The sequence below is a fragment of the Winogradskyella sp. SYSU M77433 genome, from assembly GCF_029911945.1.
Lineage (GTDB): Bacteria > Bacteroidota > Bacteroidia > Flavobacteriales > Flavobacteriaceae > Winogradskyella.
Genome location: NZ_JARYTG010000001.1, coordinates 213,396 through 227,116, shown reverse-complemented (window position 1 = coordinate 227,116; position 13,721 = coordinate 213,396). Strand labels below are relative to the sequence as shown.

Below are 13,721 nucleotides of genomic sequence, written 5' to 3'. Positions count from 1 at the left end.
TTAACCCTAAAAACTAAACCAATGGAAACCCTAAATCAAATAGTTAATTATATCATACAAAGCTTAGAAGTTGCTTTAGTCATCTATTTCGCTATATCATGTTTGTATGTTTTAGTGTTTGCTGTCGCAGGACATTTCTATAAAAAGCGTAAGCAAGTCGCTAACGATAAACTGAATAAAATAGCAGTATTTATTCCAGCCTATAAGGAAGATGCAGTGATTGTTGATGTGGCAAAAAAAGCTTTGTTTCAACAATATCCACCAAGCTTTTTTGATGTCATTGTCATTGCAGATTCTTTGAAAAATGAAACCTTAAATAATTTAAAAGAATTACCGCTTAAAGTAGTTGAAGTAAGTTTTGAAAATAGTACAAAAGCCAAAGCTTTAAATGCAGCAATGTTTAGCTTGACAAAACCCTACAATTATGCCATAATCCTTGATGCAGATAATATTATGGAATCTCATTTTTTAACTAAAATGAATACTGCATTTAACAAGGGTTACCAAGTGGTGCAAGCACATAGAAAAGCTAAAAACCTAAATACATCATTTGCTATTTTAGATGCAGCTAGTGAAGAAATTAACAATCACATTTACAGAAGAGGTCACAGTGCTTTAGGTTTATCTTCTGGGTTAATTGGATCAGGAATGGGATTTGAGTACAACTTATTCAAATCTATTATGAAAACCGTAACAGCTGTTGGTGGTTTTGATAAGGAATTAGAGTTTGAATTAGCTAAACAAAACATCACCATAGAATATCTTCAGGATACAGTGGTTTTAGATGAAAAAGTTCAGAAGTCTTCAGATTTTTCTAAGCAAAGAAGACGTTGGTTAGCAACACAATTTATATATCTAAAACGTAACTATAAATTAGGATTTAAAGCGCTTTTAAAAGGCAATATAAACTTCTTTGATAAAGTGTTTCAAATGGTTGTGCCACCAAGAATTTTGCTTTTAGGAATCACTACAATTACTACACTAATCTATTGTGTTTTAGATTTTGGTTTCGGTATTACAATATTCGTTTCTAGTCAGTTTTGGTTAATCAATTTTGGACTTTTAGTAGTTGCTTTTGTGTTAGCGCTTCCAAAATCTTTTTATAATTCGGCAACGGTAAAAGCTATGGTTTCTATGCCTTCAGCGTTTTTTAGAATGTTCCGTTTGTTGTTCAATTTAAAAGGTGCAAACACCAAATTTATTCACACATCGCACGGTGTAATTAAAAGTTAAGATGATGAGAATTGGTATAGAAGCACAGCGATTATTCAGACCGCATAAACACGGAATGGATAGAGTAGCACTTGAGTTAATTAAGAATTTACAAGTGTTAGATAAAGAAAATCAGTATTTCATTTTTGTAAAACCAGATGAAGGCAATACTGTAATTGAAGAAACTGAAAACTTTAAAATTGTTGAAGTTGAAGGCGGATCGTATCCTATTTGGGAACAGGTTAAACTGCCAAAAATGGTAAAATCTTATAACTGCGATGTGTTGCACTGTACAAGTAATACAGCACCATTAAATGTAAAAATTCCATTAATTACAACACTTCACGATGTTATTTTTAAGGAAAGTACTATACAAAAACAATTGACTAGTAGTGCATCATGGTACCAAAAAATAGGGAATCTATACAGACGATTAATTGTAGATGCTGTTGTAAAAAGAAGTCACCAATTAATAACAGTTTCAAATTATGAAAAGCATAATATTTCTAATGTTTACAGATTAGATGATTCAAAAATACAAACCGTTCATAATGGTGTAAATAGAAACTTTACATCAGAAATTAGTGAAGCTAAAAAGGAAATGGTAAGAGAAAAATATAACCTTCCAAAACAGTTTTTACTTCACATTGGGAATACAGAGCCTAGAAAAAATACAGCAAGAGTTTTAAAAGCATTTAATAAGTACAACAATAATTTTTCAGATGAAGTAAAGCTCGTATTAATAGGTCTAAATGAATCTAAGCTGAAAAGTCTATTGAAAGACATAGGTTTAGAAAAAGAACTAGCGAAAAAGATTGTGTTAACAGGATATGTTTCGGATGAAGATTTACCTGCTGTATTTAATCTTTCGGAAATGTTCTTGTTTCCATCCTTACGCGAAGGTTTTGGAATACCAATTATAGAAGCTATGGCTTGTGGTGTTCCTGTAATTACTTCAAACACTTCTTCAATGCCTGAAGTTGCTAGTGATGCAGCATTATTTGTAGATCCAAATAGGGTAGGAAGCATTTTTGAAGCTATTGTAAAATTGCGTTTAGACAGAGAGTTTAGAGACAAATTAATAAGTAAAGGACTAGAACGTCATAAATTATTTTCTTGGGAAAATGCAGCAAAAAAAGTGTTGAACATCTATCAACAATTTAATCACAAAAACATTCAGAAATTATGATAAAAGGAAGAGATATAATTATTGTAGGCATTCAACCTTGGGATATCGAAATTGGTAGTAATTGTAAAAACATTGCAACAGAATTCGCTAAAGATAATCGCGTACTTTACGTGAACCCGCCTTTAGATAGAATTACTAGATACAAGCAAAAACAGAAGGAAAGCATTCAAAAACGAATAAAAATTTCAAAAGGACAGCAGTCTGACATCGAAATAATAGATGAAAACTTATGGAATCTGTATCCAAAAACATTGATTGAGTCGATTAATTGGGTACCAAATCATCAGCTTTATAACACCTTAAATAAACACAATACAAAACGTTTTGCAAATGATATTAAAAAGGCTGTAAGGCGTTTGGGTTTTAAAGATGTGCTGTTATTTAACGATAGTTCAATGTTTTTAGGACTTCATTTAAAAGACTATTTAAGACCAGAATTATACACTTACTACGTAAGAGACAATTTGGTAAAAGTGCCTTACTGGAAAAAACACGGCGAACAACTAGAGCCAAAAGTAATTGCAAACGCAGATGTTGTAGTTAATAATTCAGAATACTATGTAGACTATACTTCAAAATATAACCAAAATAGCATAATGGTTGGTCAAGGTTGTGATGTCACAATGTTTGATGATTCCGAAGGAAATATTCCTGTTCCAGAAGAATTTAATGCCATTAACGGACCAGTAATTGGCTACGTTGGCTCATTGACTACATTACGATTAGATATAGAATTGATAGAATTTATTGCTAAACAAAGACAAGATTGGAACATTGTTTTAGTTGGGCCAGAAGACGAAAATTTTAAGCAATCAAACTTACATCACTTACAAAATGTTCACTTTTTTGGCAACAAACCAGCAGATCAATTAGCGTCATATATCAAAGGTTTTGATGTAGCTGTAAATCCGCAAGTCGTAAATGAAATCACTATAGGAAATTATCCTAGAAAAATAGACGAATATCTCGCAATGGGAAAACCTGTAGTGGCAACAAAAACCAAAGCTATGCAGATGTTTAAAGACTTTACCTATTTAGGGAAAACTAAGGAAGATTACGTAACACTAATCGAAAAAGCTTTAACAGAACACTCTGTAACCAAAGCAAAGCAACAAATTGAGTTTGCCAACAAACATACTTGGGCAAACAGTGTAAAAGATATTTACATGGCAATGGAAACAACCTTAAAACTTATTTAATTATGGAATTAGTAGCAAAAATAAAATCGAATAGTACCTTAAAACAATTAGCACATTGGTCAATTTTAATTCCTAATCAAGCACGACCAAGATTATGGATCAAATGGTTTGTCAATCCATTTATTCATAAAAAAGGAAAAAAATCTTGCATAAGAAAACGCACGAGGTTAGACGTTGTTCCTTGGAATAAATTTACTCTTGGTGAAGCATCTACAATTGAAGATTTTTCAGCAGTAAATAATGGTGTAGGCGATGTTATTATAGGTAATAGATCGCGTGTTGGATTAAGCAATACTATTATTGGACCAGTAAAAATAGGAAATGACGTAAGATTAGCGCAAAATGTAGTGCTGTCTGGTTTAAATCATAATTATGCCGAAATTGATAGTCCAATTCACGAGCAAGGCGTATCTACAAAGCCTATTGTTATAGAAGACGAATCTTGGATTGGTGCAAACGTTGTGATTGTTCCTGGTGTTACTATTGGCAAACATTCTATTGTTGCAGCAGGTAGTGTTGTGACTAAAGATATCCCTCAATATGCTGTTGCTGCTGGTAATCCGGCAAGAGTTTTAAAGCAATATAATTTTGAAACTAAAACTTGGGAAAAGGTAAATCACAAATAATCAAGCCAACTTAAAAAGCAGTCTACCGAAACTAAATAGCCATTAATCTAAGCTGAAAGTCGTCACAAAGAAAATTAAAAAGTTACATCAAAAACTCAGCTAATTTCACCCAAAAATAAATGTTATGGAAACTCTAAAAATACTTTTCTGGATTTTATTATTTATCATTTTTTACACCTATGTAGGTTATGGCATTATCTTGTATGTTATGGTAAAAATCAAGCGATTATTTTCAACAAAAACAAGTGTTAATACTATTGAAGAATTGCCAAAAGTTACGCTTTTAATTCCTGCATACAATGAAAAAGATTATGTGTTTCAAAAGATGGAAAACACGCAGAATCTTAATTATCCAAAAGATAAATTAAATATAGTTTGGGTAACCGATGGATCTAACGATGGTACAAATTCACTTTTAGAAAATTACGAAAATGTACAGTTGTTTCATAAAGATGAAAGAAGAGGAAAAATCAATGCCATGAACCGAGTTATGCCTCATATAAAAACACCAATTGTGATTTTTAGTGATGCAAATACTAACCTTGGTGAAGACTCAATTACACACATTGTAAATTGTTTTAACGATGAAAAAGTAGGTTGTGTTTCTGGTGAAAAACGCATAGTAAAAAAGGAAAGTGATGCAGCTGCAGGCGCAGGCGAAGGTTTGTATTGGAAGTATGAATCTACCTTAAAAAAATGGGATGCAGAATTGTATTCAGCAGTTGGTGCAGCAGGTGAATTATTTGCTATAAAAACCGAATTATATAACGAAGTAGAGCAAGATACGCTTTTGGATGATTTCATTATCTCATTAAGAGTCGCGCAAAAAGGATATACTATTCAATATAACCCAGAAGCCTATGCTATCGAAACAGCTTCGGCTAATGTAAAAGAAGAATTAAAACGAAAGATTAGGATTTCCGCTGGCGGTATTCAATCAGTAATCAGGTTACGTTCGTTACTCAATATTTTCAAATACGGATTATTGTCATTTCAATATATATCGCATCGTGTGTTACGTTGGACGATAACACCGTTAAGTTTGTTGCTGTTAATTCCTGTTTCTGCACTTTTAGCCTTCAACGAAGGACTCAATAATTTTCAATTTTACACGGTTTTCTTTTGGTTGCAAATAGTAATGTATATGTCAGCTTTATTAGGTTGGTTATTAGAAAATAATGCCACAAGAATCAAAGTGTTATTTGTGCCGTATTACTTCTTTATTATGAATTTGTCGGTTGTTTTAGGCTTCTTCAGATTTATGAATAATACACAATCTGTGAATTGGGAACGTGCAAAAAGAGCAGTTTAAATTAAAAATTAAAGATAAATTTTCAGGATTATGTATGTAGGTCTTATTATAGTATTTAATGAATTTGAAAATGATGTATTAAAGAGCAATTTTATCTCATCATTTAATAAACTTAAAGATGTCAAGATTTGTTTGGTGTGTAATAATAGTAGCGATCAGGTTTTTGAAATTCTTTCAGAAATAGCACATCAAAACGAAAACACAACAGTTGTAAATAATAAACGGAAGAAGTCTAATACAATTTCAATCAAATCAGGTGCAAGGTCTCTGTATAGTGATGATAACTTAAAGTATGTAGGTTATATTATCGGATCAGATAATATTGAAATTTTGAAAGAATTAGAAGACTTTGTTGAAAATTATCAACCTATTCTAGAATTTAATCAACAAGAAATAGCTAATAAAAAAGTAAGACAGACTTACTATCAAAGCTTATTTTCTGTTTCTGAAAGTATTGAGAAAATAAATTCAGAAACGATTTTTACAACTCGTCGACAGTAAAATGTAATCTACCTAAAGACAAATACTTAAGAAAGAATATTTAAAAAACATCAGTGAATGTAAGTTAATTTTACACTAGTAATAACTCAAAAAAGATATTAGTTATGGCACTAAAAATTACAGAAAACAACGGAATATTTACAGTAGAAGGTTCTCTAAATACCGAGACTTCAAAATCGTTTAAAATTCATATGGATGTGCTTTTTCAAACCTGTGAAGAGGTAGTAATAAATATTGATAACGTTACTGAAATAGATGTCACTGGACTTTCAGTTTTAAGATATTTCTTCAATAATTCTCAAAAAGAAAATCGATCGTTTTTTATTACAGGCTATGGTTGTAAAGAAATTTATGATGACTTTAGAACCAATTATGCAGCATAGTTTTTTAGAAATAAAAGGTTGGTGTAAATAAGTTAGTGTCATTAGGAGCGTTATAACTAACTTACTGTAGAAAATTCATGCTTCAATTCTGCCAATCGCTTTCCAGAATAACTTTTTACAAATTTGTGCAAGTGGCTCTCATCGGTAAAGCCAAAATCTAAAGCCAACTGTTTGGTGCTTACTTGTCCGTTTTTAAGACGTTGTTCTAAAAGCTCAAATCTATATTCTTGAATATATTGCTTTAAGGCAGTGCCAACCTTTTCCTTAAAATAAATACCAATGTAATTAGGCGAAAGATTAAAATGATTCGCAATTTGCTTTTGCGTTAATAACTTTGGATTATAGATGTTAACCTCAATATATTCTAACAATTCTTCTGTTGTATTGGTTATTTTTCTTAATTCACTTTTTAGTTTAGAGTCTTGTAATAAGTTGCGTTTTATAATAAGCACCAAGCCTTTAAAAAACTGAAAAATAATTTTCTTGCTCAAAATTTCATTTCTCTCATACTCTCTCACGATTAAGTTCAAAATGTTTTCCACAAGAGTTTTATCTTTTTCAAACTTTAAAATATTACCAGACGTTCTAGCTTTGTTATTAAGAATAATATCAACGTCTCTATTCCAATTTGAAGGATTGTCAACATCCTTGGTGTCTAGGTAAAAGTTAGTAAACTTAAAGTAGATAAAACGCGTTTTTTCATACACAATAAATTCGTGCTCATCTTCAGGGCCTAGAAGATATAAGTGACCAGCTTTGTAAGGAACAAGTCGTTTATTTAGATGATGAACACCATAACCTTTTGCGATAAATATAATCTCAAAATGGTTGTGATTGTGCAAAGGATGTTCCCAAAACTCAGTTTCAAAATCATGAACCTTTAGTTCACTGAATTGCTTATAACGTTTCATAATGTAAAATTACAACATTACCATAGATATTTACAGGGTTGCTTTGTGAGTTCTTGATTAATTTTGATAAAAAATCGAAACTACTGAAGAATGAAAAAAATAATTATAGGAAATACAGACCTAGAAGTAGCACCAATTAATTTAGGTGGAAACGTTTTTGGTTGGACTTTAGATGAAAAGGAATCATTTAAAATTTTAGATGCTTATACAGCTGGAGAATTCAACTTTATTGATACTGCAGATATGTACTCATATTGGGTTGATGGAGGTGAAGGTGGACAATCGGAAACCATTTTAGGAAAATGGATGAAATCTAGAAACAACCGAAAAGACATTGTTTTAGCAACTAAAGTTGGTGGTGAAACCGGTAAGCACCCAGTCGATACAAGTAAAAAACACATTTTAGAAGCGGTAGATAAATCTTTAAAACGTCTTCAAACCGACTATATTGATTTGTATTACACGCATTTTGATGACGAAAAAACACCAGTTGAAGAAACTCTTGAAGCTTATGATGAAATCATCAAAGCTGGTAAAGTACGTTACATTGCTGCTTCTAATATATCTCCAGAGCGTTTAGAAGCATCGTTTGCAGCCTCAGAAAAATATGGTTTGCCAAGGTATGAAGCTTTGCAGCCACATTATAATTTGGTAGAAAGAGAAAACTACGAAAGCAAATATGCGCCATTAGCAGATAAGTATAACCTTTCGGTATTTACCTATTGGTCTTTAGCTTCAGGATTTTTAACGGGTAAATACCGTTCTAAGGATGATTTAAGTAAAAGTGTGCGTGGTGGTAGTGTAGAAAAATATTTAGACGAGAAAGGCTTAAATATTCTAGCTGCGTTAGATAAAGTTTCAGAAAAGAACAATACAACTCAAGCTACAGTATCACTAGCTTGGTTATTAGCACAACCGCATATTGGCGCACCAATTGCAAGTGCAACCAAAGAAAGTCATTTAAAAACAATGTTTGACGCACCAAAACTTCAACTAGATTCAGAAGATTTAGAATTATTAAATACAGCAAGTAAATAACACTATGAATACAAGAAGAAAATTTTTTAAGCAATCTGCTTTGGCAACTGCAGCGATAGCTGCTTCACCATTAAGTAGCTTTGCTAGTCAAGATATATATTCAGAACACAGTACACGACTTCAAGGGTTACCTAAAGGTGATTTAAAGTTTCCATCAAAATTTGGTATGGGAGGTGTTGCTTTGGGTAATGGCTTTCAGGAAAATAGTAACGAGAAAATAACAAAAACACTAGAAGCGGCATGGAACGCTGGTGTTCGTTATTTTGATACTTCTCCTTGGTATGGTTTAGGTCTCAGTGAGCGTCGATTGGGACAGTTTTTATTCGAAAAAAATAGTGAAGATTTTATCGTTTCTACTAAAATAGGACGATTGATGCAACCTAACGATAACTTTACTCCAAATTCAGATTTATTGTGGAAAGGAAAACTGAACTTTAAGCATAAATATGATTATACAGCTTCAGGCGTAAGAAATTCTGTAGAAGACAGCTTACAGCGTATGGGCTTATCTTCTATTGATGTTGTTTTTGTGCATGACTTATCACCAGATAATGGTGATTTAGGAGAAAGTTGGACTGAACAATTTGAAATAGCTAAGAAAGGAGCATTTCCTGAGTTGACCAAAATGCGAGAAGAAGGCATTATAAAAGCTTGGGGAATGGGAGTAAATACACCACAACCTATTCTTAAATGTTTGGAAGTAGCAGACCCTGATATAATGTTGGTAGCTATTCAATATTCATTGGTAGACCATAAAAATGCTTTGAATAATGTTTTTCCAGAAATGGATAAGAAAAATGTAAAAGCTGTTATTGGAGGACCATTAAATGCTGGTTTCTTAGCAGATAGAAATCGTTTTAACTATGGTGGAACTATGCCAGAAAGTATGGTGATTAAAAGAAAACAGATCAATGCAATCGTAAAAAAATATAATGTTGATTTAGCAACTGTAGCTTTAAATTTTTGTGCAGCGCACCCAACAGTGGCATCAGTAATTCCAGGAGCTAGTTTAGCTGAGCAAGTTACAGCTAATGTAGACTCCTTTAAAACAAAAGTACCGAAAGCACTTTGGGAAGAGTTAAAAGACGCTAAGTTGATAGAGCAGAATGCTCCTGTCTGAATAAATTTTTAGAGTTCTCTGTGTTTTGAAGCTTTTGTTTAGCTTTACACCATGAATGATAATTTAAAAAATGAATTCTTCGGTATCGGTATTCAAAATGGAAAAACTCCTGAAAACTTAGGTGTGCTTTGGAGATCTGCACAAAATTTGGGTGCGAGTTTCATTTTTACCATTGGTAACCGTTATGCAAAACAGGCTTGTGATACACATAATGCTGTAAAGTCAATGCCTTATTTTCATTATGAAACTTTTGATGATTTTTTTAATAATTTACCAAAAGGCGCAAGAATTGTAGGTGTTGAATTGACAGATGAAGCAGAGGATTTGGAAACATTTCATCATCCAAGACGATGTGTGTATTTGCTAGGAGCAGAGGATCATGGATTGTCAAGACAAGCTATTGATAAGAGTCACTTTTTAGTAAAGTTTAATTCGCAACTTAGTCTTAATGTTTCCGTAGCAGGAAGTATAGTAATGTACGATAGAACGCTCGGTAAACCGAGATCATAAAAAAACCTCGAATTACTAATTCGAGGTTTTTTATTGTATCAAAAAAAGTTTTTTAACCGTTCATTGAGATTAAAAACTCTTCATTATTTCTTGTTTGTTTAAATCTTTCGTTAATGAATTCCATAGCTTCAACAGGATTCATGTCAGCTAAATACTTACGCATTACCCACATTCTTTGTATCGTAGCATCGTCAAGTAATAAATCATCACGACGCGTAGAAGATGATGTTAAATCAATTGCAGGGAAGATACGACGGTTAGAAATCTTACGATCTAACTGAAGCTCCATATTACCAGTACCTTTAAATTCTTCAAAGATTACTTCATCCATTTTAGAACCTGTTTCGGTAAGCGCTGTAGCAATAATAGTTAAAGAACCTCCATTTTCGATGTTACGTGCCGCACCAAAGAAACGTTTTGGTCTGTGAAGTGCGTTTGCATCTACACCTCCAGAAAGGATTTTTCCTGAAGCAGGTTGAACCGTATTGTATGCTCTGGCTAAACGTGTAATTGAATCTAAAAGAATCACAACATCATGTCCACATTCTACCAAACGCTTTGCTTTTTCTAGTACGATATCAGCAATTTTTACGTGTTCGTGAGCTTCCTTATCAAAGGTAGAAGCAATGACCTCACCACGTACATTACGTTGCATATCTGTAACTTCTTCAGGACGTTCATCAATTAATAAAATCATTTGATAAACTTCAGGATGATTAGCAGCAATAGCATTTGCTACATCCTTTAGAAGCATTGTTTTTCCTGTTTTTGGTTGAGACACAATCATACCACGTTGCCCTTTTCCAATTGGAGAAAATAAATCCATAATTCGTGTTGAAATAGTGGATTGTTTTTCTGCAATGTTGAATTTTTCTTTAGGGAATAATGGAGTTAAGTGCTCAAAAGCAACTCTGTCTCTAACCACTTGTGGACTTTGTCCGTTAATTTTATTTACTTTAATTAAAGGAAAATATTTTTCACCTTCTTTTGGTGGACGAACATTTCCTAAAACAGTATCACCTTTCTTTAAACCAAATAATCTGATTTGAGATTGAGATACATAAATATCGTCAGGTGAGGTTAAATAGTTATAATCCGAAGATCTTAAAAAACCATAACCATCTTGCATGATATCTAAGACACCTTCACTTTCAATAATAGCATCGAATTCAAAATCTGGCTCACGGTAACGGTTTCTGTTATCCTTGTTGCCATTATTTTTTGAATGGTTGTTATTGTTGCTGTTATTATTGTTGTTATTATTTTTTTGATTGTTGTTGTTAGGACGACTTTGTTTTTGATTATTGTTAGAACGATTCTGTGGTCTGTTATCGTCCTTTTTATCAGTATTCGGTTTGTCGTTTTTAGCCTTGTTGTCTTGTCTTTTAGAGTTCTGGCTATTATTGGTGTTGGACTTGTTGTCCTGAGGTTTAGCGTCTTGTTTTTTGTCCTTAGCCTCAGTTTGTTTTGGCTCTGGACTAGGCTGAGTTTTTTTCTGAACTCTAGCACGTTTTTGCTGTGGCTTACTTTGTTTTGGTTCTTCCTTTTTAGGTTCAGAACTTACTGTAGCCTTTACAGCTTCTGGGTTTGCAGCTTGATAATCTAAAATTTGATATACCAAGTCTAATTTTTTTAAAGTACGATATTTAGGTACATTTAGTTGTTTAGCTATATCCTGCAACTCAGGAAGCTTTTTAGCTTTTAACTGGGAAATTTCAAACATTCTTATGTTATATAATGTAAATTATTTTTGATACTATTAATTCAATATTTTCTAAATGAAATAAAAAGAAAAAAAGTGAAATTAATTTGGAAGATTAGAATGATGCAACTCAGTGCGTTACTTCTTTCTATTGCAATAATACAATTTTATTTTAAAATAAAATCTATCTTTTTAAAAAATAAACTACTAATTTTGTGCTGCTTTTGAAATAAAATAATGATTCAACGTATACAAACACTTTATTTAATTTTAGCTGCAGGTATTTCTGCAGGCTTAATATTTGTGTTTCACTTATGGACAAATAGTGAAGGTACTAAGGTGTTTGCGGTAGATAACTATACCTATTTAGGTATGTTTTTAGGGTCAGCGTTGTTATCAATTATTTCAATTTTTAGATTTAAAAACAGAAAATCTCAATTTGTTTTGGGACGACTGAATATAATATTAAACTTTATTTTACTAGGAGTCTTTGTGTATCAATCTCTAAATTTATCTGGAGAAACTAACGTTTCTGAGAAAGGTATTGGGATTCTTCTTCCTATTTTTTCTATTGTGTGTTTAGCCTTGGCTAACAAGGCTATTAAGAAGGATGAAGATCTCGTAAAATCTGTAGATCGATTACGATGAACCTAAAATCTTAGTAGTATTAGTGCGAAAAACCCAGACTCTGCCGTCTGGGTTTTTCATTTTTACCGCTTAAATTCTATCACTTCTAGATCCTTAATATTTTTTCCTTCAATTTTGAAGCGTAGCATAGTTCTAGCTTTATGAAACCCATGTTTGCCAACAGCACCAGGATTCATATGTAGTAGATTTAGTTTTTTGTCTGGCATTACTTTTAAGATATGGGAATGTCCTGTAATAAAAATATCTGGAGGATTGGATATCAATTCATCACTAACTTTAGAATTATATTTTGGTGGGTAGCCACCAATATGGGTAATCCAAACATCTACTTCTTCACAAAAAAATCTATTGTTTAGCGGAAACTCAGCCCTAGCTTTGTTGTCATCTATATTTCCGTAAACAGCTCTTAAGGGTTTTAAAGCCTTTATTTTATCGGTGACCTCTAAATCGCCTATATCTCCAGCATGCCAGACTTCATCAGCTTGTTTTACATACTTTAAAATGTCATCATCGATATAGCTATGTGTATCGGATAAGAGTAGGATATTTTGCATTAAGATAATATTGTGAGTTTTACTACTATTTCTGTTTATCTTTGTAGCTTCTAGCAAAAATAGCTAATCTTTTGAGATATTTTATTGAGTTATCATACAATGGTAAGGCCTATCATGGTTGGCAAAATCAGCCCAATGCAATTACTGTACAAGAAGTTTTGGAGAAAGCGCTGTCTACGATTTTAAAATCGGAAATTAGTATTGTTGGTGCTGGGAGAACAGATGCAGGAGTACACGCATCACAAATGTTTGCTCACTTTGATTATGATGAAAATTTTGAAGCTAAGGACTTGGTTTATAAACTCAATTCTTTTTTGCCAAAAGATGTTGCTATTCAGCAAATTTTTAAAGTGAAGCCAGAAGCTCATGCAAGGTTTGATGCTGTAAGCAGAACATATCATTATAAAGTTTCTACATCGAAAAATGTTTTTGATTATGATTTTGCATACGAAGTTCAGTTGCCATTGAATGTCGATGCTATGAACAAAGCCTGTAAAATTTTATTTGAGTATAGAGATTTTCAGTGTTTTTCTAAAAGCAATACGGATGTAAAAACTTATAATTGTGATATTAAGGAAGCGTATTGGACAAGTAACAATAATCAGCTTATATTTACAATTACGGCTGATCGTTTTTTGCGAAATATGGTAAGAGCGATTGTCGGAACCATGGTTAACATAGGTTTAGGTAAGTTGAAACCTGAAGATTTGCATGCTATCATAAAATCGAAAGATAGAGGTGAAGCTGGGTTTTCGGTACCAGCACATGGATTATATTTAACGGAAATAGTATATCCTGAAGATATTAGGAATTAAA

15 protein-coding genes are annotated in these 13,721 nt (G+C 32.5%); 12 read left to right on the top strand and 3 right to left on the bottom strand.

The annotated features are described in order from the left end of the window. Positions 1 to 21: 21 nt before the first annotated feature. The 7 genes from QGM60_RS00975 (at position 22) to QGM60_RS00945 (ending at position 6,422) form a co-directional block, all read left to right on the top strand. Complete coding sequence (locus QGM60_RS00975) at positions 22 to 1,233, top strand: glycosyltransferase (RefSeq protein ID WP_281138343.1); 1,212 nt, start codon at positions 22 to 24, stop codon at positions 1,231 to 1,233. A gap of 1 nt (position 1,234) precedes the next feature. Continuing rightward, the gene (locus QGM60_RS00970; RefSeq protein WP_281138342.1) at positions 1,235 to 2,401 is read left to right on the top strand and encodes a glycosyltransferase family 1 protein; all 1,167 of its coding nucleotides are present in this window, start codon (positions 1,235 to 1,237) and stop codon (positions 2,399 to 2,401) included. Further along, positions 2,398 to 3,600: a glycosyltransferase gene (locus QGM60_RS00965; protein ID WP_281138341.1), complete on the top strand. Its 1,203-nt coding sequence runs from the start codon at positions 2,398 to 2,400 to the stop codon at positions 3,598 to 3,600. Before QGM60_RS00970 ends, QGM60_RS00965 begins: the two co-directional genes overlap by 4 nt. Positions 3,601 to 3,602: 2 nt before the next feature. Further along, entirely contained in the window at positions 3,603 to 4,226 is a 624-nt protein-coding gene (locus tag QGM60_RS00960; protein ID WP_281138340.1) for an acyltransferase, read from the top strand. Between the two features lie 124 nt (positions 4,227 to 4,350). Then, entirely contained in the window at positions 4,351 to 5,538 is a 1,188-nt protein-coding gene (locus QGM60_RS00955) for a glycosyltransferase family 2 protein (RefSeq protein WP_281138338.1), read from the top strand. Positions 5,539 to 5,568: 30 nt separating this feature from the next. Beyond that, positions 5,569 to 6,039 (top strand): hypothetical protein, encoded by a 471-nt coding sequence (locus QGM60_RS00950; RefSeq protein WP_281138336.1) that lies wholly within the window; start codon positions 5,569 to 5,571, stop codon positions 6,037 to 6,039. 104 nt (positions 6,040 to 6,143) lie between these two features. Continuing rightward, entirely contained in the window at positions 6,144 to 6,422 is a 279-nt protein-coding gene (locus tag QGM60_RS00945; protein ID WP_281138334.1) for an STAS domain-containing protein, read from the top strand. Positions 6,423 to 6,478: 56 nt separating this feature from the next. Here QGM60_RS00945 and QGM60_RS00940 read toward each other — a convergent pair whose 3' ends face one another. Further along, positions 6,479 to 7,333, bottom strand: coding sequence for an AraC family transcriptional regulator (locus QGM60_RS00940; RefSeq protein WP_281138333.1), 855 nt, complete (start codon positions 7,331 to 7,333; stop codon positions 6,479 to 6,481). Positions 7,334 to 7,423: 90 nt separating this feature from the next. On the opposite strand from QGM60_RS00940, the gene QGM60_RS00935 reads away from it, so the two are divergent. The 3 genes from QGM60_RS00935 to QGM60_RS00925 are packed head-to-tail and all read left to right on the top strand — an operon-like array spanning position 7,424 to position 10,001. Further along, positions 7,424 to 8,371: an aldo/keto reductase gene (locus QGM60_RS00935; protein WP_281138332.1), complete on the top strand. Its 948-nt coding sequence runs from the start codon at positions 7,424 to 7,426 to the stop codon at positions 8,369 to 8,371. A 4-nt stretch (positions 8,372 to 8,375) separates the two neighbouring features. Then, the gene (locus QGM60_RS00930; protein ID WP_281138331.1) at positions 8,376 to 9,491 is read left to right on the top strand and encodes an aldo/keto reductase; all 1,116 of its coding nucleotides are present in this window, start codon (positions 8,376 to 8,378) and stop codon (positions 9,489 to 9,491) included. Positions 9,492 to 9,542: 51 nt separating this feature from the next. Then, entirely contained in the window at positions 9,543 to 10,001 is a 459-nt protein-coding gene (locus tag QGM60_RS00925; protein WP_281138330.1) for an RNA methyltransferase, read from the top strand. Positions 10,002 to 10,053: 52 nt separating this feature from the next. On the opposite strand, the gene rho is transcribed toward QGM60_RS00925, so the two are convergent. Then, positions 10,054 to 11,724 carry a transcription termination factor Rho gene (gene rho, locus QGM60_RS00920; protein WP_281138329.1) on the bottom strand — a complete coding sequence of 557 codons (1,671 nt, stop codon included), beginning with the start codon at positions 11,722 to 11,724 and terminating at the stop codon, positions 10,054 to 10,056. Positions 11,725 to 11,940: 216 nt separating this feature from the next. Here rho and QGM60_RS00915 point away from each other — a divergent pair, with 216 nt between their 5' ends. Next, the gene (locus tag QGM60_RS00915) at positions 11,941 to 12,351 is read left to right on the top strand and encodes a DUF4293 domain-containing protein (protein ID WP_281138328.1); all 411 of its coding nucleotides are present in this window, start codon (positions 11,941 to 11,943) and stop codon (positions 12,349 to 12,351) included. Positions 12,352 to 12,413: 62 nt separating this feature from the next. On the opposite strand, the gene QGM60_RS00910 is transcribed toward QGM60_RS00915, so the two are convergent. Next, positions 12,414 to 12,905 (bottom strand): metallophosphoesterase family protein, encoded by a 492-nt coding sequence (locus QGM60_RS00910; RefSeq protein ID WP_281138327.1) that lies wholly within the window; start codon positions 12,903 to 12,905, stop codon positions 12,414 to 12,416. A 71-nt stretch (positions 12,906 to 12,976) separates the two neighbouring features. Between QGM60_RS00910 and truA the strand changes: the two genes are divergently transcribed. Further along, positions 12,977 to 13,720: a tRNA pseudouridine(38-40) synthase TruA gene (truA, locus tag QGM60_RS00905; protein ID WP_281138326.1), complete on the top strand. Its 744-nt coding sequence runs from the start codon at positions 12,977 to 12,979 to the stop codon at positions 13,718 to 13,720. Position 13,721 lies beyond the last annotated feature (1 nt).